The following is a 19136-nucleotide window of genomic DNA, read 5'->3' on the forward strand; positions in this document are numbered from 1 at the left end:
GGTCCGCAATTTAATCGCTGTATACCCGGTTTATTTCAAACGGAAATGCAAAACTGGCGTTGGTCTCCAGCTGGTAACGCAATTGTTTTTGAAGATAGGTTAATTCCTCTTCCGTATAATCGGACTCTTTCAGGTACAAGTCAATCCCAATGGTTCGGGTGATGCCTGTTTTGGGCCCCTGAAGCACGCGCATGGTTTTGTTGATGATCACTTTCTGGAGACGGGTGCCAAAAAGCTCATAGCACAAAAGCCGGATGTCTTCTTTACTGATGATCTTTCCCCTCGAGGAAAGCTGGCGTACCAGCATTTGCTGCTGGGCATAATCGCTATAGGTTTCTACTCCTCCGCCAGCAGCGGTAAGCGCAAAGCAAGGACCTGTAGTTAATGCATGCGTAATGGGTTTGAAGCCTGCGCCGGCCTTTACAGCCGCCGCCGCTTCCGGTGTGGTAGACCAGTATTCAACAAACACGGTTTCCTGTTCTTTCTTTGATCTTAACAGCACATAGTTAAAGGCGGGTTTCTCGTCCTTTGAAACGGCCAGGCGTTCCTGCAGGCGTGTAAGTAATTTGGAGATTTCATGAAGCTGGGAAGCAATAAAATCATTACTCGTTCTGCTGAAATAAGCACTTTCATCCCGGATGGTTTCCAGCAGGCTATGGATGGTATTGCGTACATCACGACTGCTTTCTTTTCCTACTTTTGCTGTTCTTACAATGGCCTGTCCTTCATGGATGGGATCTTCACCCGAATCGGGACGTAGTTTGTACCGGCCGCCGTTTGTGCCTTCTATACGTTGAATATCAAGATAAGAGCCCTTAACCGGAAGGGGAATGATATTGATCCATTTTTCGGTTTTAAAATGAACTTTTTCCGGCTTCCGGTTTAACGAAGGAAATGCATTTACGCCGATCAATAGCCGTTCCAGTACTTCCTGCTGAAAATACCGGCTCAGTTTCAGGGTAATATAGATGACCTCTTTTGCGCGGAGCTCTTCCTGCAGTTTATCCGGCAGGTTCTGTAAAATGGCTGCATCCGCCGGCGTAGCAGCAAGCGATTCCTGCTGTACTGTAATGAATTGCTGTTCATAAATTCCGGCTACTTCTCTGCGGATCTTCCGGGTGTAATCGCCCTCCGTTTCCAGGCTGTCTTTTAAACCGGCTTCATATTGCTGCTGCTGATAATAGCCCTTCGTAAACGTAGCTTGCTGCTCATTGATCAATAACCGGGCATGTTGGATCGCAAAGTAAAAATTTGAAGCTTCAGAATGTCCTTTCAGGTCGAAAAAGAACTGCAGTCCCTGCAGATTTTCAAACAGGTCTTTTGTATGCAGCGTAAAATGAATTTCATTAACCGGGGCCTTGTCCCGCGCATCTTCATATACCAGCGCCTTACGCCCGGCATCTCCCAGTTTGTATACCTTGTTGCCGGTTCTTAAGAACAGCGTATGGAGGCGGAATAATTGTACCGCACCGTTGGGCGTAAAGCAAAGTTCGGTTTCGGTAGATGGTGCTCCGGGTGTTTGGGTAGTGGCTACGGTATTAAAGCAATGGTCCTGGTCCAGTATGGCGGTCTTTTCGGCTGGTGTAGCCGTTAAGATACAGGATGCCGGTTTGGCCCGTAACAGTGCATGCGGAAGCATTATGGTAGACAGTTCGTTGAGCAAATGGCTTTTGACATCATTGATCTGGTAACCGATCTGCTCTATTTCTCCGGCCAATACGTCGAAGATCAGCATCAGCAGCGGGTCAAAGTTTGCTTCAATTTCATTTTCCGGCACCTGCCAGTGTGCGGCTGCCAGGCGGATCATCCGGTCGCGGATCTGTTCTTTTTTTAATAGTTCCATAATTGAATCTGGTTGAGATGAGTTTGGGAGGCAGACATTAATCCAGGGTAAGTGGTCCGATGAACAACCCGGTTTGAAACCGGAAGGGCTCCAGGGTTTTCTGGATCTGGCCGCTGACCGTGATCTCAATTTTTCTTCTTGGGAGATCGGCATTCTGTGTGTTCAGTATCGCCAGTTTTACGTCTACATGTACTTCAACATGGATAAGTCTTTTTTCATAAAAGGCGATCTGTTTTTTTAAATTATCCACGATCAGTTCTTTCCGCGCGTCATTGTCGAGGTGGATATCGTAGTCTGTTTCCCAGAATGAAGCACCATAAGCGGCGTCTGTTTTATTTTCTCCATGCACGGTTGTTATGATCAGGTGGAGGTTCCGGTAGATAGAATCTACCAGCCCGCAGGATGGCAGCTTTTTCCGGTCGAAAAACTGGTCGAACCGCAACGGTAATTTTAAATATTCCTTCATCTGTGCCGCATTTATTTGTAGGTGATGTAAATGATCTTTACACAATTTCCGGCTGCTGGGTCTCTTACAACTTTAAAGGTTTGGATCCTTCTTTTTCTTTTCAGCAGGGGTAACCCTTTCTTTTCTTTCAGCTCATTGCAGAGCGCTGCAAATGTAGTAGGCTGGTCATTGGCCATTACTTTGGTTCCGGCACCATTACACAGGATATTATTAAAGTCTGCTACCGTTTTTTTACCTTCTGCTACTTCTTCCAGCATTGCCTGTATAGCTGGTTCGGGTAATTGATCATATACTTTTGCGGCCGCCGGAGGAGGCTCCTGAACGGCGGGTTTGGGATCTTCCTGTTTTGCTTCCTCCTGCTTTTTTTCAGGTGCCTGAGCCGGAAGCGGGGGCGGTCCTGCTTCGGCAGGCCCCGGTGGTAAGGGTATATTGGATGTGGGCGCACTTGCAGGCCCCAGGGGATCGGTAACCTGGATGGTTTTTTGATACGAAGCACCCTGATCCAGCTTTAACAGTATGGTAAAGGTGCCGGCCTTTGTAAAAATAAATTTTGCTGCCCTGGTTACCTGCTGGCCCAGTTCCGGCAGTTCCTGTATGCTCCAGTTGTATGCAGATGATTCGGCGGTAGTATTGAAAACAGCTTCATTTCCGGTAGATACCACATCATCCGAAACGATGCGATTGACCTGTGGACTGCTATTTGTGCTGATCAGTGTGCTGTTCTGTATGACGCGGATATTTATGGATTCTTTGCACCGCCCGTTAATAACAGCAGTAACGAGATAATTACCTTCTTTAATAAAGTTGTGGGTTACGGAAGCACCGATTTGAGTAGCCGATTTATCACCGAAATTCCAGGTAACCATCAGGCTGGCATCATTGCGGGCTGCAAAAAAGCGTACCTGTTCATTTACAAAATACGTGTGCGGACCTTCTGAAATATGATTGATATTACTGGTGGTCTTTAACTGAAATTCGGGACAGGTCACATTGGTGGCCACTTTATAGCTGAGCAGCACCACCGTCACTGCTGCAACGATGATCAGGGAGATCCATACCCTGAAATCTAACCGGCCCCATTGTTTGGTATATACAAAATGCATACGGTAAAAGATTTAAGATCACCCGTTATTTTTGACGCAGCAGCAGGTTCTGCATCTCCAATTGTTTATAAGAATCCTGCCATTTCGTAAGCGAATTTTTCAACTCCTGTACCTGTGCATTGTACATAGCAACCACGGAGTCTTTACTGCTGGCCGCCCGTAACCCCTTTTTGTCGGTTTGCGTATTGTTCAGTGCTTTGATGATCTGTGCGTAAATTTCTTTTGAGCTGGTTTCGTTTTTATTCAGTTGAGCGTCCATGTCCTGGATCTTTTGCGTTATCCGCCCATCGATCAATCCGGATTTTGCAGGGTCCATGTTCACCGTATCCAGCAAGGATTGTGTCTGTAACATATCACCGGCAAAGTGATCCCTGAACTGGTTCTCTTTTTCGATAATGGCCAATTGTTCACGGAGCTTTTCATTCTCCGCATAAGGGATCCGGATACCAAAAAAGATGGTGGTAACAATCAGCGCAATGGTCAGTAAAAAGAAAACCAGGAACCGGGCAAAGGCACTGCTTCTTTCGTTGGTATTATTGGGTTTCATGAATGATCTGTTTTAAGTTGAGTATATAGTCAGTAACGAGCATCAGCAGGCTAACCGAAAAATCTTCGTTTGGGTTTGGGCGCATTGGTATCATTAACCGGGAAAGATTGTTCTTCTTTTACAAATAGCCCTGAATCTTTTCGTTTGCCGATGAATTCCAGGTTGCTCAGCGTTGTGAAAAGTTTGCCGATCACTTTGGCAAATTGTATGATCTGCCGGATATTTTCATTGATATCATTGTGATTGTATCTTAGGAGTGCCATTTCATTGAGCAGTCCTTCCAGCTCTCCCTGGTTAAGCTCGCACCATTCACTCAGATAACTCATCAATTCATCTTTTCCGGAGCCGATGCGGAGGTCGATGGTGTTTTTTATAACCCTTGCCAAAGCGGCGATCTGGCTAAGCATTTTTGCCGGCGTTTCATAGACAATGCTCCAGCGATACTCAGTGATCGATTGTCCCAGGAAGAGCATCATCCGGTCGCAAAGAAAGCGCGCCAGCTCCGATAATGCATTCTGCTGGCTTTTTTTATAAATTTTCTGAACGATCATGGAGCAGGATTGTTCCAGGCCTGCGAGAAACTGGTCCAGTTCCGCGTGCAATCCCAGCAGGTCCGGAGATGCAGCAGGTGCCATACAGGGAGGAATGTATTCTTCCTCGATATGGGCGCCGTTCCCGTTAACAGCTATTTTACCGATGATGATCGCCAGTGGGTGCTGATGGTATTGCTGAATGCTGTGTTCATCTGCTATATGTACGCTGAACCCGGCTTTCACATAGGGAAAACGGGCAGGGGATTCTTCCGGATCAATGGTGCCTGCAGGATTCCGTTCAAACGGTTTGGCCAGCAATACCACCCAGCGGGTGGCTGACTGGCTTCCGTTTAACTCCAGCGATACTGCGGGTACACCATCGGTGGCGGCTGTATCCGTAAAAGCATCGATGAGGATGGGCACGCCCGACAGGGTAAGCGCTTTCAGTGCAAGTACCGATACGCGGATCGTGTTCTGGTTGTCGATAGACAGCCGTACATTAAAATTTTTTTCATCCGGGATCAATCCATACCGGATGGATGAAAGCAAGGTTGCCGCAAGTTGGTATGCGGTTGCCGCGGCAGCGTTATCCTGGGCAATAAACAGCTCTTTGTTCAGCTTCATGCCGTCTGACCAGTTCACCCGCAAAAAATTAAATCCGTTATCCATGTTTTAGCTTTTGAAAAGAATGATTAAACGCGTTCACAAATGATGATGGTATTTTCCTTTATATGATTTTGAGCCACGGTGGTAGTGGCATTCAGCACCCTGGAAAAACGATACCATTTCGGACGGGTGCGGAACATCCAATCAGCGGCTTTCCCCTGGCTGCTGTACTCAATCGGGGTTTCGCTGTGGTCTTCATTGTATTCGTTAATAAAATGATAGAACAGATCTCCCAGCAGCATATCTTCAGGAGCCTTTCCCCTGAAAAAAGTGCGCTGCTGATCGCCGGTGATTTTTTTTGCAATTTCGAACCAGATCACATACAGGTGTTCCCCTTCTTTTTCATCCGGCATTTCGATCTCCTGCTGCGGATAACTCCAGGCATCATATTCCGGTGAAGGAATGCTGATGGCTGCGTCAAACGTATGAAGCAGTAATAAGGGAACAAAAAAGAAAAGCATGCAAAGCAATACCGGGAAGTACATAAAATTCCGGTCTTTCAGAAAGTATTGCAAGGAGGAGAATACGGCTACACAAAGAAAGAGGATGGAGAATCCAAAGAGTAGTTCTGCAAATAATTGTTTATTCCGGTTGTCGCGCCGGGCGCGGAAATATTTTTTATGTACCAGTAGTATAAACAAAAAGCCCAGCAGGAGAAATACGGCGCTCAGCAGCCAGAATGTGGTAAACAGGTTTTGCGTAAGATAGGTAATGGCAAATGCGGTTCCGGATGAAAGTGCGGCGGTAATGAAACTAAAGACCCAGGGCTTTTTGCCCATATTGGTGAAGGTGCTGCTCATTTGCCGGGTAAGGGGTATCAAGGCCAGTGAAGAGAAAAGAAAGATCCCTGCGTAGAGTATGAAAAACTTTAACGCCATATTGCTGAAGTTTTGAAATAAATGTTTATAAGGCCCTGGTTAAATATGCGCTCCGTAGCCCAATACCGCGCCAGGATCTTTGCCGGCCGCTTCTTCCCGGATCTCAAATTCGAACAGCACATCTATTTCAAAGGGAATAAAGAGGTCCTCAAATTTTTGAAGAATGGTCGTTTGGCCGGGCTGCTTAATAAATGGCTGCATGTCGTCGTTTGATCTTCCTTCAATGGTGAAGATCCAGCAAGGAAAAAGCTCCTGGGTATTATGTCCCAATGCACTGTTCATTCCCATACAGGCTTCTGTCAGCGTAGCGCGGTGTTGCATGGCAATACTGTTTAAGCGTTCTTCCCGTTTCAGCCTTACCTTCTTAAGAAGGATATGGCTTAGTGCCGCTTCTGTAGATACCGGATCGCCCTTGATAAAATGGAGATAGGGCATCAGTTGCAGCATCCGGCCGGCTGCTGCCTCCGGCAGTGTTTCGCTAAAGTTCCAGAACCGGAACCATGCCTGGTCACGTCTTCCGCTCTGCAGCGTAAACAATGCGTTCCGCTCTTCAACCTCTACAAAAACCTGGTAGCGGAACAATAATTGCTCAAGGGGGGCAAAGAAACTCCGGGCCTGCCGCTCTTCTTCCTTAAACCGCTTGTGCTCATCTACGGCGTCCTGAACCGTGCGTACCCGGCTGTTGCCCCTGGTTTGATGAAAAAGTCCTTCAGGCAGCTTGTCATAGATGCCATCCCGGTTTACAACCATCTCAAAAGCGCCGTTAGTTTCGGTTGCGACCATTTCGGATACATCGCTGCTATAGCTTTTTTTAAAACCGCCTTTTGCATGGACGATGATTTTTTCCAGCATTGCTCCCGACTCAATCAGTCCCGCGCATATAGCTTCTGCGCGAAACGGAGGTTTCATAATATGGTGACCCCGGGAGCTCATGTTGTTTTAATTATGACATCGTAACCCGATCAATACAATCTGGTTGTCCAAAAGTAGAAAAAAAGGCGGCGGCGGGCTATACCTAATAATAGCGATGGTTTGTAGCAGGGCAATGATCTATTTTTACGAAGAATAAAACCTATTCTGTAAACTAGGCAATAGCGCGCTGTGTAATCTGGAAAAGGACAACAGGTATGCATCGGGTATCCGATCCGGTGACGTACTTTATATACAGTGGAAGGTTCATTTCATCTGTTTAAACGCCGGCTTAAATCACAACACATGTCGAACGACGCCATTTTAAGTAAAACGGAAATTGTCATCCAGGAATATAAGAACAGTCAACCTGTTTTGTTTTCAAATCTTCTGCTGGATGAAGCGCTTATAAACGTAAACCATTTTTCTTTTTCCATGCGGGCTGATGATGACCATGCCACCCTGGATGCGATCATCAACTTTAAAAAATCGGTTCTGGGAAAGGAACTGCAGATTGAGTTCAAGGACAGCAGTGATGCCTCGCGGCACCGGTTTAAAGGGGTTGTTGAAGCAGTGAATTCATCGCTGATCGATGAGCACTATTACGAATTTCAGATCAGCGGTTCCGGCCTTTTTTGTAAGATCAGCAAGATACCGGAGTTTCATTCTTTTTACAAGCAAACGCTTTCGGATGTGCTCGACAGGGCGTATAAGGATTCGGAGCTGAAATCCCTTGTGAAAAAGAACCCCCAGTATACCCGGCCCTTACATTACACCGTTCAATATAATCAGACCTTATTTGATTTCACCACTTCGCTGGCCATGCGTTTTGGAGAATGGGCGTATTATGATGGGGAGCACTTTGTATTGGGGAAAAAGCCCGAAGGTCAGTCTATAGCGCTATTTGCGCCAAACGATGTGTTCAATCTGAATATTCATGCGCATGTACTCCGCAACCCACGGGCAGTGGTGGGTACCGATAGCTTTAAAGGAACCGCACTTCGTTCATCGAAGGAAGAAACCGTACCGGATAATGCCATGATCAAAGCGGCCCGGGACGCAGGGGAAAAAGCGCTGGAAACCCGGGGCGATGATTTTGTGGCATCAGGGTTCGACCAGGAAATGATGGACTATATTTTCCGTATTGACCAGCAGTCCCGCTATACCGCTTCAGCTGCAATAACCGGCAGTACCCGTAACAACCAGCTGGCAATCGGCCGCATCATTCAAATAAAAGACCAGGACGATTCGGGCGGAAAGCGGTTTATCATTACGCAGATCCACCACAGCGCGATGCGTGCGGATCACTACAGTAATCATTTTACCGCCGTGCCTCTTGAATCGGAGATCCCGCCTTATGCCAACGCTACTGTCTTTCCCCGGGCCGTTTCCCAGGTAGGTATTGTTACCGATAATGAAGACGACGCCGGTATGGCCCGGGTGAAAGTGAAGTTTCCCTGGATGAGTGATGATGAAAAAAGTCCGTGGATCCCGCTTGTAGTACCACACGCAGGCGATAGCAAGGGATTCCGGTTCCTTCCGGAAGTTGATGATGAAGTGATGGTGCATTTTACAGACAATAATGCGGAACGGCCTTACGTGATCGGCGCGCTGTATACAGAAAAGCATAAGCCTAAAATACCTGAAAAGGGAAATCATATAAAGCGGATCGGAACCAAAACAGGACGGCGGCTGGAAATGGATGATGAGAAAGGAGAGATGATGTTGGCGGATGATTTTGACAACGATATTGGTAACCGGCTTTATATGCTGAAGAATAAGGAGCAAAAATTTATAAAAGTTTCCAGTGGTAATGACGATGATAATTTTTCGGTGGTGTTCCTTGATGGAGATAAGGGGCGTGCTACAATTGGTGTAAAAAGCGGCGGCACGGTGATCCTTAAAATCGATATGCAGCAGGATGGTACCGTTATGGATATTACATCGGAAGGGACGATCAATATCAAGGCAAAGAAGACCCTCAACCTGGATGCAAATGAGATCAATTTGAATGCGGTCAATATCAATATAAAAGCGGATGACAAGCTTTCACAAAAAAGCAAAAAGTCTGCTGAACTGTCGGCCATGGATATAAAAGTGGATGCCGATGCGTCCCTGGATCTTAACGGTTCGGCCCAGGCAAAATTAGCGGGTGCCATGCTGGATCTGAAGGGGGATGGCATTGCTTCACTGACCGGTGCCCTGGTTAAAATAAACTGATACTGTGCAATTCTTATGCTACGATACGGCCCTGAATGAGGAGTACACACTGATGCGGCTTCTGCAGCAGTATCCGCGTTACTGCTCACTTTTTCAGGGCACAGATGATGAACAGATCTGGGATGCGGCGCCGTATCTTTTTGAAGTGGATTCCAATTTCTATGATCTGAGAAGCAACAATGCGCTGATCCGGCTGGATCATTGTATGCTGCTGGAAACGGATGAACCCATGGAGGCGGTTGTGCCATTCCTGCAGCAGTTTGTATACCGGCATACGGACACCGGGCCCGTTTATTTCCGGGTATGGGATCCCCGGGTATTGTTGCAACAGTTACCCGGATGGAGCGAAAAAGAACGCATAAAGTTTTTTGAGTTTTTCGATTGTTTTTATACGGAGGGTGCAGACAATGCATTGTTGGATCAATGGCAACCGGACGACCGGTATCAGCTCACCAGGGCAACGGTACAGAGAGCAGCGATACTTCCGGATCGTATGGTACAGGAAACGGAAGTGCAGGAACTACCGGTTGAAAAGCCGGAGAAGGCCGAAGTGTTTAGGGAGGAGCCGCCCTCCGTTACGGAAGCACCTCCTAAACGCAGAAGATTTTTTATTGAGTAAAAAAGCAACAATAAATGGGAAAGCCTGCAGCAAGGATCGGAGATATGCATGTATGCCCAATGATTAACGGGCTGGTGCCCCATGTGGGCGGACCCGTATTGCCGGCGGGGGTACCGAATGTATTGATTGGCGGAATGCCCGCTGCAACAATGGGCGATATGTGCGTGTGCACGGGCCCTCCTGACGTAATTGTGCTGGGCAGCGCTGGTGTATTGATTGGTGGAAGACCGGCGGCAAGAATGGGCGATACAACCGCTCACGGAGGTAGTATCATGCTGGGATGTTTTACGGTGTTGATCGGGGATGCTGCTGGTGGCGGTGCCGGGGGAGGTACCGGCATCGGGGGAGGTTTAATTGAAAGCGGAAAGATCGGAGCAGCTCAGGCTAAAGATATGGCCAATGCCCGGGTATTGAAAGAAGCGGCAAAAAAAGGCGATGTGGTTGCGGAAAAAACAACCCGTGAAGATTTTACAGCCAGCTTTACGCTGAAGGACGAAGCGCAAAAATCCGTTGCCGGAAAACGATATGAGATCCGGACCAATGATGGCAAGATGCATGAAGGGAAAACGAACGCCGGAGGTGCCACGGAACCCCTGAACGGATACACCACCGCTGATTGTACGGTGTCATTTCTGAAATAGAAAAATAAACGGATATATGTCGGGAAAAGGAGCCGATACTAAACAGGATTTTGAATTGAACGACATCCGGCAGATGTTGGTCCTCGTACGTTACCAGCCTGCAGGTGTTGCAGGGGCCGATGCGATGCTGGGTGGTATTTCGGATTCCGTACAGGGTGCGGTTGATAAAGCAGAGTCGGCTGCGGCGGCTATACCCGGCCTCAGCCTGTTCTTTAAGGAGGAAACAGAACCGGAAAAAAAAAGCGACAAGGAATACAATTACTATAAGAATTATAATGACTGGGATGCTTATATAAAGAAAATGAAAACGGCACTTTCTGATAAATTGCATATTGATAATGAAGTGCTGGTTTTTGAATTTGATGCTGCTGATGCAGATGGCCGGAAAAAGGAAGGACAGAAATTGTGCGCACAGGTAAAAGCAAAAACAGCTTCCTGGAAAGGTTACAGTTCCTGTTTTCATTTTATAGGGCTGGGACAAGGTGGTAATGTGGCCAATGAATGCATCCGGGAGCTAAGCCAGGATGAAGGGTTTAAAAATAAATGGTGGATACAGTCTGTGGTTTATGTAGCTACACCCTTATACCGTTACCAGCATACTTTTGAAGAGGCGGCTGCCTTCAAAGGAAAGGGACGGAAATATGCTTTTGGCAATCGTTTTGATCTGACCGCCCAGGTGATCGAATATTTTGAACCCAACGACACATTGCGGAAGCTGATTGCCGGATGCAATGCCAACCCGGTGTCTGTGTTTACCGGCAAGATCAAAATGCACCTGGTAGCGGCTTTAGCCAACCTGCTGAGCATCGACGGATTTGGAACAGGCAAGGATAACGAGGGGCATTTAAATAAGTTAAAACAAACAAAGGATGAAGTACGTGGATTGGTTGAGGAATGTGTCGGCGCTGTCAAAAGCCTTGTAAATGTTGCTCCGGACCTGGTAAAGCCCGGGGATCTTCCGAAGTTTGATCAGCTGTTAAAAGGCCTTGATGCGATACCCGGGCAATCGGTAAACCGGCTGGAAAAATTCATTGATGAAATTAAGCGTGCAGCCCAGGGTACCAGTCTGGATACCAGCCGCATCAAAAAGGAAAAGATATTGAATTTTCTCTGTCCCCTGGTAGATAAGCTTACCGAGATGCTGCGGTTGTTTTCGGTAGGATCCGAAACATCCAATGCCACTTTTGACCAGTTGATGAAGCAGGCTGAAGTAAAAAAGATCCGGGCACCGCAAAATGATACGGTAACGTTCCTGGGCGTGGATGCTTACCTGGAAAAAGTGGCACAGATGGCGGCAGCGGCACAGAAAGCGGCGGAAGAGTCAAAGAAAGAAGGGCAGGCGCCGGATCCTCAATCTATGGCTGCCATAACATATGATCAGTCTGTAACCATGATCAATACCTGCAGGGCCTGCATTGCAGGGGTAACCGAAAAGCAGGATCTGGATCTGAGTAAGGCGAATCTGTCCGGGGAAGATAAAGCCCGCGTTGCAACAGCAGTTACAGCCCTGTTGTTGCCCATGATGCCCTCCAAGAAAAAGTTTTATGCCGAAATATTGCAATACCTGCCGCTTGGAGGTGTAAACGGCTTTCTCTCAAAGCTGACAGGTGATGCTGCATTTGCTCCGTTAAGGCAGTTAACGGGAACGGTTCTGGGTGATTTTGATGAAGGTACCCCGGAAGAGCCGGGTCTAAAAACCTCCATAAAGAATTTTGATGCGGAACTGGAACGAGTAAAGGGATTTTTAAACCGGAATAACTACCCGGTGCATAAGGACGCAAACAGTTTGTATTTTATTTATAACAGTCACAACCAGATGTTGAAAAAAGCGTATGGACCGGTATTGCAGGTGATCGACAAAGAAACCGGTTACCTGGATTACATGGTGAATTCAGGGGCTTCACATTTCTTCAACCTGGAGAAAAATGAATATACGCAGGGCAGTCCGGGAGCAGCGCAGGATGCGATTCCGGCCATGAGGAAGGAGGCGTCCTGAAAAAACATGTAATCATGTTCGACGGATTAGGAGACTATTTAAAAGCGCGGGCAATTTGTACCGGGGCAACGGATGAGCAGGTTTATAATTCAATTATGAATTACTGGACCTGGATCTCGCCGCAACCCAATGCCCGGGCGCATTTGCGGCACTACCGGCATGGCGGCGGCAGTGAATATTCTGAACCGCAGTTGAGCGATTTGTTCAATGCGAATCCACGGATCCGGTCGAAGATTTTTGATGCTATCGGACGGCAGCTGCGCGCCCGCCCGCATGACGATTCGGGAAGTATTATCGGGCGAGGGGTAGATGATGGACATCCGCCTCCGATCAGCCAGGAAGACTATGATTCGGAAGACTGGTTGAATGCCAACGGCAACATCGATGAAGTGCACTGGCGTTTGGATGGGGATTATAATCCATATGACAACCGGGAAACGGATGAACGGGCCTATCTGCTACGCGCCTTGCGGAGGGGAACGGTTTTTTTGATGCGGGTACAGGTTTCGATCCGGGATCCGTATACCTGGCACCCGTATGAAGAACGTCCTACCCAGTGTATTCATCAGGCAATGGAGCGGCTGAAGGCTTCGGGGGCAGCAGATTATATAACAACCGGCACTACCATACTTTCGATGCCCACTGTGTATTTGCCGGGATGGGTATAGTGTGTAACAAGAACTATGCATAACGTAAAACAGATAATGGATCATGACAGCGGAAATGGATACAGAACATTTTAACAACAAGCGGCAACCCACAGAAACGGTGGCTGAGATTGCACCGAACCGGACGCTGATTGCCGGATTATTTACCGCGCATGCACCTTTAAAGCCCATTGCCGTATATGGCTTGCAGAACCTGGAAATGGTGTTTGCGCATTATCAGCCGGAGATAACGCTGACACTGGAAGCGGCAACCGGTGGTAATGCACCGGAAACGCTGCGTTTTCGCAGGCTGGAAGATTTTGAGCCCGAACAGATCGGCAGCCAAAGCGACGTACTAAAACAGGGGAAGTTCCTGGCTGCGGAATATCTGAAGATCGCCCGGTTATTAAGGGTGGATACTTCTTTAAGACAGAGCCTGACATCGCGGGAAAAGCGATTGGAAGTGCATGCGGGTATAAAAAAAATGATGGCATTACTGGAACAACATTTATAAATGAATTAAAAAAATTTGTATGTCATTTTCAGCGATATTAAAAATTTCGGGCAAGACCTATAATGTGTTGAGTGCTGCGTATGATTTTAGAAAATCAACCGATCAGTACGGCAAACCAAGAGTAGGAACAGATGGTGGAATGATCAGTCTTACCATTGAATCTTCCCTGGATACCTTATTTGTTAAATGGATATTATCGCCTACCATGACGCAGGAGGGAGAAATCATCTTTATGAAGCGGGATACAAAAGCAGCGATGCGAAGGGTTCGGTTTTCGAATGGGTATTGCATGAATTATTCAGAAACCTTTACCGGGTCAGGCGAAAATCCAATGACCATCGGGCTATTGATCTCCTGTAGTAAAATGGAAATCGATGGTGAGGTATTTGATAAGTCTAAGTTCTGGGGTGGTGCCGGTTCCGGAGGCAAATCCGGAGCGTCGGAAAGCACGAATAATAATGCCTCCGGCGGGGGTGTTAGCTCTTTTATCCCCGATTAATAAGGTAGCACCTGGTTGCAAATGACAACGCGTATAAATGATATGGAAGAATCGTTTTTGATGCCGGAAACGGATGCGGTGCAGTCCATCCGGGAAGATAACGATGCGGTGCTTCTAGCTTTTATAGAAGCGATGCAATACCTGGATCCAGGCCGGAAGGCGCAGAAGGATCTGTTTCTGAACGAAGCCGGTTTCCGGGAGGAACGCGCCGGCTTACTGGCCCGTCTTCGTATCTGGGATGCATTGCTGAACACAGATATGGATGCCGGGGAGCTGGCCGGTCATTGCGAAGCCGCAGCGGAAGAATTGCAAAGCCGCTATCAGCAAAATCTAAACATGGTGTTGCAGCATAGCAAAAACCTGGAATGCATGTACCGCTCCATTCATGCATTTTTCGCCAATACTGAAAAAGACCAGGTACCCAATGTAACGTTTTTAAATGCGGGTTTAGAACAGCTGAAAAACACGGATGCTCCTGCCTTTATCGATTTTGTACGGGAAGAATTTAAAAAGAATTATGACCGCCTGGATCTCCGGGATCACTATAGCCTGCTGGTCATTCCGGGGTACCTGGGCAGCAGGGGCGTAGTAGAAGTATGGGCAAAATTGGCGCATGAACATAAGGTGATGCTGGTTACTGATTTTGAACACCTGGATGCACCGGATGATGTGATGGAATTATTTGACCGGGTGCAGCATGCGGGAGGTGAAAAATTTTTATCCAGTGTGATGATGACCTGTAACTGGCTGGTAGCAAGAGGTGCCTATACGGATGCCGGTGAAGAAGAAGACCTGTTTATGCCACCTTCCACTGCACTGGCCGGAAAGCTTTATGCTACATTAATGAGCCAGGTGGCTGCGGGAATAAAATTTGGAGTGCTGCGGGGCATAAACGGCGTGGCATTTGAATTGAAGAAAAGCGAGATCGCCCACCTGGAAAAAATGAGCCTGATTCCCATTGTAAAGGAACAGGGACATGTGGTGGCATTTTCCGCAAAGACTTTGTTTAACGGAGATAATATGGGGCTGCAAACATATTCCGTAGTCCGTGTATTTGATTATGTAACCAAGGTGCTGATCGATTTTTTGAACCGGCGGGCGTTTGAAAACTTTAATGCCAATACAAGAAGAGAACTGATGACACAGATGGTACTGTTCCTGGATGGTATTTCAGGGCCGCGGAAACTGGTTGAAAATTTTACGATCCGCCGGTTTGAGCAGGATGCTGTAAAAAAGGATAATATCCACCTGGATATTTATATGAAACCCTATTTCCCGGCAAAAAACTTTCTGATTAAAATGGAAGGACAAAAGAATGACGACGGCAAGATCTGGGCGACAGACTATGACGACTCGTAGCGGTTCGAAACTGAAGGCCGAAGGCCGGTAATTTAATATCGAATTCAAAATTAAATATCAATATGTATAGTTCCGGTTATTTAAAGAAATGTTTATTGATCGTACTGTGCGGTGCATTTTATCATGCACAAGCCAGTTCTCAGAACATCAACGGTGAAAAGATCATTGTGGGAAGGGAAAGCATCACGATCATTAATTTCCCCGATAAAGTAGTGAACATTAATTTCTCTGATGAAGCGGCATATGACTACTATATACCTAAGCGAAGGGAAGACCGCTCTATCTCTATCCAGTTCAATAAAGAGAAAGTGAGCGGGCCGGTTACCGGGCTGCTGGTAAATGAAGGTGGGAGAAGTCATATGTTCCGGGTACTTTTCGATTCGACATATGATATCAACGACGACAGCCGGCCTCCGCTCTGGTACGATCATTCCAGTTTAAAGGAGCTAAAAACCTTTGTTAAGAATCAGAAAGATCCTGCTGAAACAACGGGCGGCGATGAATTAGTGAAGGAAAAGGAACGGCAAAAAAAGGAAGCCGCAGCCCGCAGGGAGGAAGCACTGGCAGCACAAAAGAAGGCGGAAGAGCCCGCTGTAACAAAGGCTCCGGCGCGGGCGATGGAAGAAACTGCAGCTGAGCGCAAGCAAAAGGAAGCGGCACTGGAGTTTGCGCGTAAGGAGGCTAAGGAAAAAGAACAGCAACTGCAACTGGCTGCAGAAAAAGAAGCAGCAGCCCGGAAGGCAGCAGATGAACAGTCTCGTAAAGAAGCCGCGCAGCTGGCATTGCAAAAGGAACAGGATGAAAAAAAGCAAAAAGAACTAAAAGAAAAGCAGGATGCAGCAGCCCTGGCCCGTGCGCAAAAAGAAGCAGCGGAAAAGGAGCAACGGCAACAGGAGCAATGGGCACAGAAGAAAAAGCTGGAAGAAGAACAACGGAAAAAAGCGGCCGATGAGCTGGCTCGTAAAGAAGCAGCACGGAAGGAAGCCCAGGAACGGTTGGCAAGGCTTGAAGCTGAAAATAAAAAGAAAGAAGCAGAAAAAGCCTATTCGGAAGCCGGTATCTGGCAACGCTATGGAAAGAAGGGAATTGATCTTTATAATTTTCCAAGGAACCAGGTACCCACGGTAAATTCAGATTTTTATGTAGTGCAGGATACGCTGCGGAACTTCCGGATCTCCGACTCTTTGATTCATACCGATATCCCGGAAAAGCTCAGTATCGCTGCGGATAAACCCATCAACAAAGGCGTGATGATCTCCCTGGAGAATATTGTATTTAAAGATGTACATACCTATTATAAACTGAAAATTGAAAACAATACGGATGAGGATTTTCTGATGGGCCGGACGTACATGTATTGGTATGATGGGGCAGAGCAGGCAAAGATGATGGTAAAAGGAAGTTATCTTACCTATATCGGCTTTTTTCCACTGGTGCGGCCCAAAACCACGCAGCATGTGGTATTTGTAACACGTTCTCCCAACGTGGTCAACAACGAGAGCCTGGTGTTGTTTGTAGATGAACGGAGAAAAGAAAAAGGAACGGCCAGTATCGTGATCCCGGGAGCAGATTATAACCGGGAACTGGAGAAAGTCCAGGTAAAAGTGGGGATACCTGCCTCTGGGAAACCCGCCGCACCCGAAATGAATAGTGATTCCCGGGCAAGAAAACGTAAAAAATAAATTCAGGCATAACCAGGGAACGCATAGCCGTTATCACCGCCACGGATCATGAATAGCCCTTGTATAAAAAACCAAGCCGTTGAATGTATATAAAAAATATTGGCTTATCGGCACCTTCCTGGCCTTTCTGTCAACCAGGGGAAATGCACAACATGTTGTTTCCTTTTGCGGAGAGCCCGTGCCCATGGATCAGCAGTTTATACAGGACAAGCTGATCAATACCATCCGCAAACAGGTAAATGTGGTCAATTTTCCGGCGCTCCGTCGCAGGGCCTTTGCTTACTTTCCGCTGGTAGAACGTTACCTGGCGGCATATGGGTTGCACCGGGATCTGAAATACCTGCCGATCGTAGAAAGCGGGTTTCTTACAGAAGAGGAATCTGCAGTAGGTGCAAAAGGCATCTGGCAGATCATGCCGGCCACTGCACGTAGCTATGGGCTGGTGATTGATGAAACCAGGGATGAGCGGGAGAACTTCGATAAGGCCACCCGCCTGGCCTGCACGCTTATCAAAGATAATTACAACATGCTGATCCGTTATGTGGGCAGTACCAATTGGCCGCTGACGATTGCTGCCTATAACTTTGGAATTGGTAATATTGTAAAGGCTGTAAAAGCACAGGGGTATAATTATTTTACGATGAAGCTAAACCCCGAAACGGCTCTGTATGTGTATAAGATCATTGCGGTAAAGGAGCTGTTTGAATATCCCGAACTCTATAACTCCAAATTCGGGTATAATATTTTCAATCCGAAGTCGGGGCCCAAAAATATGCCGGCGCCCAGGGATCTGAAGGTGGTGAATGATCCGGATGTATTGCAGGATATTGAAAAAGAAGTGGCAAAAAATGCCAACAAGAAGGAAGCGGTGGTAAAAGAGGAATATGTAATGGCGCACGTACTGGGCCGGATCCGGAATTTTCAGGACGGCGATATCGTAGACGTAGTGCTTGATGAAGACCTGCAAACGGCTCGTAAAGGTCTTTCCTATAAGGGGTACAAATTTGGGGTACAGGGCTGGATCATCGACGACCGCGTTTACTTTAAACTGGGCTATGACCATGATGTGACCCTGCTGGATACCAATAAGGAAAAGGGCATATTGCTAACGGACCTGCTTTCCAGCAAACGGATTGATGTATTGTTAAAGAACCTGGTCTATGAAAAATAGTGCATCTTTATTTACCCATCCAGATCTTAAAATCTGTGACGCGTTCCCGGCTTACCAGGGCTTCTTTTTCCACAGCGGGTTTTAGCTGTAAAATAAGCCGGTTCCCGAAATAGTCGTCGATCTTTTCAATACACCCGATGGATACAAAGAAAGAACGGCTGATCCGGAAATATTCGGCGGGGTTGAGCATGTTTTCGAGGTCTTCCATGGTATAGTCTACAATAAACTTCCGCTGGTCTTTTGTTTTAAAAAAGATCAACCGGCCGTCGCTGTAGAAATAAGCAATTTCATCAATATCCACGCTTACCAGGCGGCTGCCGCTTTTTACAAGGAAACGTTTGCGGTACTCTTTAAGCTGTAATTTTTGCTGCAGTTCCTTTACCAGGTGCTCAAAGCCCATTGGCTCGTCCCGTTTTGAAAAGTTTTGCCGGAACTTTTCCAACGCCTTCCGGAGCTCGTCTTTTTGAACCGGTTTTAGCAGGTAGTCAACACTGTTTACCTTAAATGCCTTGAGCGCAAATTCATCGTATGAGGTAGTAAAGATCACCGGTACCTTGATTTCTGTAAGGTTGAAGATCTCAAAGCTCTGGCCGTCGCTGAGCTCAATATCCATCAGGATCAGGTCCGGGTCCGGGTTGCTATCCAGCCAGTCTACGGCATTTTTAATACTGTCCGCTACGCCCATTACTTCAATAGAAGGGTCCACTGTCAGCAGGGTCTTCTCCAGCTTTTTAACCGCCAATTCTTCGTCTTCGATGATCAGGACTCTCATAAAAAAACATTTGACGGATAAAATTAAATAAATGCCCCGGGAATGGTGTTTTTATATGTATTAACTGTTTT

Annotated in this window: 18 protein-coding genes; 10 read left to right on the forward strand and 8 right to left on the reverse strand. The window is 47.0% G+C overall.

From position 1 onward, the window contains the following. Positions 1-10: 10 nt before the first annotated feature. Genes Q1V85_RS01315 through Q1V85_RS01345 form a run of 7 tightly spaced genes read right to left on the reverse strand, consistent with a single transcriptional unit; the run spans position 11 to position 6945 of the window. The gene (locus Q1V85_RS01315) at positions 11-1843 is read right to left on the reverse strand and encodes a hypothetical protein (RefSeq protein WP_300596635.1); all 1833 of its coding nucleotides are present in this window, start codon (positions 1841-1843) and stop codon (positions 11-13) included. Positions 1844-1880: 37 nt separating this feature from the next. Continuing rightward, a complete protein-coding gene (locus Q1V85_RS01320; RefSeq protein ID WP_300596637.1) occupies positions 1881-2309 on the reverse strand; it encodes a GPW/gp25 family protein in 429 nt (142 codons plus the stop codon). Positions 2310-2320: 11 nt separating this feature from the next. After that, a complete protein-coding gene (locus Q1V85_RS01325) occupies positions 2321-3412 on the reverse strand; it encodes a PKD domain-containing protein (RefSeq protein WP_300596639.1) in 1092 nt (363 codons plus the stop codon). A 25-nt stretch (positions 3413-3437) separates the two neighbouring features. Continuing rightward, positions 3438-3959, reverse strand: coding sequence for a type VI secretion system TssO (gene tssO, locus Q1V85_RS01330; RefSeq protein ID WP_300596641.1), 522 nt, complete (start codon positions 3957-3959; stop codon positions 3438-3440). A gap of 50 nt (positions 3960-4009) precedes the next feature. Further along, positions 4010-5161, reverse strand: a complete 1152-nt coding sequence (locus tag Q1V85_RS01335) for a hypothetical protein (protein ID WP_300596644.1) — start codon at positions 5159-5161, stop codon at positions 4010-4012. A gap of 23 nt (positions 5162-5184) precedes the next feature. Then, positions 5185-6036, reverse strand: a complete 852-nt coding sequence (locus Q1V85_RS01340; protein WP_300596646.1) for a TssN family type VI secretion system protein — start codon at positions 6034-6036, stop codon at positions 5185-5187. Positions 6037-6075: 39 nt separating this feature from the next. Next, on the reverse strand, positions 6076-6945 hold the full coding sequence (locus tag Q1V85_RS01345; protein WP_300596648.1) for a hypothetical protein: 870 nt from the start codon (positions 6943-6945) through the stop codon (positions 6076-6078). Between the two features lie 306 nt (positions 6946-7251). On the opposite strand from Q1V85_RS01345, the gene Q1V85_RS01350 reads away from it, so the two are divergent. The 10 genes from Q1V85_RS01350 to Q1V85_RS01395 all read left to right on the forward strand — a co-directional run bounded on the left by Q1V85_RS01350 (position 7252) and on the right by Q1V85_RS01395 (position 18293). Continuing rightward, a complete protein-coding gene (locus Q1V85_RS01350; protein WP_300596650.1) occupies positions 7252-9165 on the forward strand; it encodes a phage baseplate assembly protein V in 1914 nt (637 codons plus the stop codon). 4 nt (positions 9166-9169) lie between these two features. Then, the gene (locus Q1V85_RS01355) at positions 9170-9784 is read left to right on the forward strand and encodes a DUF4123 domain-containing protein (protein ID WP_300596651.1); all 615 of its coding nucleotides are present in this window, start codon (positions 9170-9172) and stop codon (positions 9782-9784) included. Positions 9785-9798: 14 nt separating this feature from the next. Further along, complete coding sequence (locus Q1V85_RS01360) at positions 9799-10425, forward strand: PAAR domain-containing protein (protein WP_300596653.1); 627 nt, start codon at positions 9799-9801, stop codon at positions 10423-10425. A gap of 16 nt (positions 10426-10441) precedes the next feature. After that, on the forward strand, positions 10442-12421 hold the full coding sequence (locus Q1V85_RS01365) for a hypothetical protein (RefSeq protein ID WP_300596655.1): 1980 nt from the start codon (positions 10442-10444) through the stop codon (positions 12419-12421). Between the two features lie 14 nt (positions 12422-12435). Further along, positions 12436-13089, forward strand: coding sequence for a hypothetical protein (locus Q1V85_RS01370; RefSeq protein WP_300596657.1), 654 nt, complete (start codon positions 12436-12438; stop codon positions 13087-13089). 43 nt (positions 13090-13132) lie between these two features. Next, positions 13133-13582: a hypothetical protein gene (locus Q1V85_RS01375; protein WP_300596659.1), complete on the forward strand. Its 450-nt coding sequence runs from the start codon at positions 13133-13135 to the stop codon at positions 13580-13582. Between the two features lie 19 nt (positions 13583-13601). Further along, positions 13602-14081 (forward strand): type VI secretion system tube protein TssD, encoded by a 480-nt coding sequence (tssD, locus tag Q1V85_RS01380; protein ID WP_300596661.1) that lies wholly within the window; start codon positions 13602-13604, stop codon positions 14079-14081. Positions 14082-14102: 21 nt separating this feature from the next. Beyond that, positions 14103-15440, forward strand: a complete 1338-nt coding sequence (locus Q1V85_RS01385) for a type VI secretion system contractile sheath protein TssC (RefSeq protein WP_300596662.1) — start codon at positions 14103-14105, stop codon at positions 15438-15440. A 62-nt stretch (positions 15441-15502) separates the two neighbouring features. Next, positions 15503-17122: a cell envelope integrity protein TolA gene (locus tag Q1V85_RS01390; RefSeq protein WP_300596663.1), complete on the forward strand. Its 1620-nt coding sequence runs from the start codon at positions 15503-15505 to the stop codon at positions 17120-17122. A gap of 79 nt (positions 17123-17201) precedes the next feature. After that, positions 17202-18293 carry a lytic transglycosylase domain-containing protein gene (locus Q1V85_RS01395; RefSeq protein ID WP_300596664.1) on the forward strand — a complete coding sequence of 364 codons (1092 nt, stop codon included), beginning with the start codon at positions 17202-17204 and terminating at the stop codon, positions 18291-18293. 7 nt (positions 18294-18300) lie between these two features. Here the strand turns inward: Q1V85_RS01395 and Q1V85_RS01400 are convergent, their stop codons facing one another. Continuing rightward, entirely contained in the window at positions 18301-19065 is a 765-nt protein-coding gene (locus Q1V85_RS01400) for a LytTR family DNA-binding domain-containing protein (RefSeq protein ID WP_300596665.1), read from the reverse strand. Between the last annotated feature and the right edge of the window lie 71 nt (positions 19066-19136).

It is taken from the genome of Niabella sp. (assembly GCF_030150205.1).
Classification (GTDB): domain Bacteria; phylum Bacteroidota; class Bacteroidia; order Chitinophagales; family Chitinophagaceae; genus Niabella.

Excerpts from the sequence above, each read along its gene's own strand:
- Q1V85_RS01350 (WP_300596650.1), top strand. The coding sequence starts at position 7,252 with ATGTCGAACGACGCCATTTTAAGTAAAACGGAAATTGTCATCCAGGAA.
- Q1V85_RS01340 (WP_300596646.1), bottom strand. The coding sequence starts at position 6,036 with ATGGCGTTAAAGTTTTTCATACTCTACGCAGGGATCTTTCTTTTCTCT.
- Q1V85_RS01315 (WP_300596635.1), bottom strand. The coding sequence starts at position 1,843 with ATGGAACTATTAAAAAAAGAACAGATCCGCGACCGGATGATCCGCCTG.
- tssD (WP_300596661.1), top strand. The coding sequence starts at position 13,602 with ATGTCATTTTCAGCGATATTAAAAATTTCGGGCAAGACCTATAATGTG.
- tssO (WP_300596641.1), bottom strand. The coding sequence starts at position 3,959 with ATGAAACCCAATAATACCAACGAAAGAAGCAGTGCCTTTGCCCGGTTC.
- Q1V85_RS01360 (WP_300596653.1), top strand. The coding sequence starts at position 9,799 with ATGGGAAAGCCTGCAGCAAGGATCGGAGATATGCATGTATGCCCAATG.
- Q1V85_RS01370 (WP_300596657.1), top strand. The coding sequence starts at position 12,436 with ATGTTCGACGGATTAGGAGACTATTTAAAAGCGCGGGCAATTTGTACC.
- Q1V85_RS01345 (WP_300596648.1), bottom strand. The coding sequence starts at position 6,945 with ATGAAACCTCCGTTTCGCGCAGAAGCTATATGCGCGGGACTGATTGAG.
- Q1V85_RS01365 (WP_300596655.1), top strand. The coding sequence starts at position 10,442 with ATGTCGGGAAAAGGAGCCGATACTAAACAGGATTTTGAATTGAACGAC.
- Q1V85_RS01385 (WP_300596662.1), top strand. The coding sequence starts at position 14,103 with ATGACAACGCGTATAAATGATATGGAAGAATCGTTTTTGATGCCGGAA.
- Q1V85_RS01400 (WP_300596665.1), bottom strand. The coding sequence starts at position 19,065 with ATGAGAGTCCTGATCATCGAAGACGAAGAATTGGCGGTTAAAAAGCTG.
- Q1V85_RS01375 (WP_300596659.1), top strand. The coding sequence starts at position 13,133 with ATGACAGCGGAAATGGATACAGAACATTTTAACAACAAGCGGCAACCC.
- Q1V85_RS01325 (WP_300596639.1), bottom strand. The coding sequence starts at position 3,412 with ATGCATTTTGTATATACCAAACAATGGGGCCGGTTAGATTTCAGGGTA.
- Q1V85_RS01390 (WP_300596663.1), top strand. The coding sequence starts at position 15,503 with ATGTATAGTTCCGGTTATTTAAAGAAATGTTTATTGATCGTACTGTGC.
- Q1V85_RS01320 (WP_300596637.1), bottom strand. The coding sequence starts at position 2,309 with ATGAAGGAATATTTAAAATTACCGTTGCGGTTCGACCAGTTTTTCGAC.
- Q1V85_RS01335 (WP_300596644.1), bottom strand. The coding sequence starts at position 5,161 with ATGGATAACGGATTTAATTTTTTGCGGGTGAACTGGTCAGACGGCATG.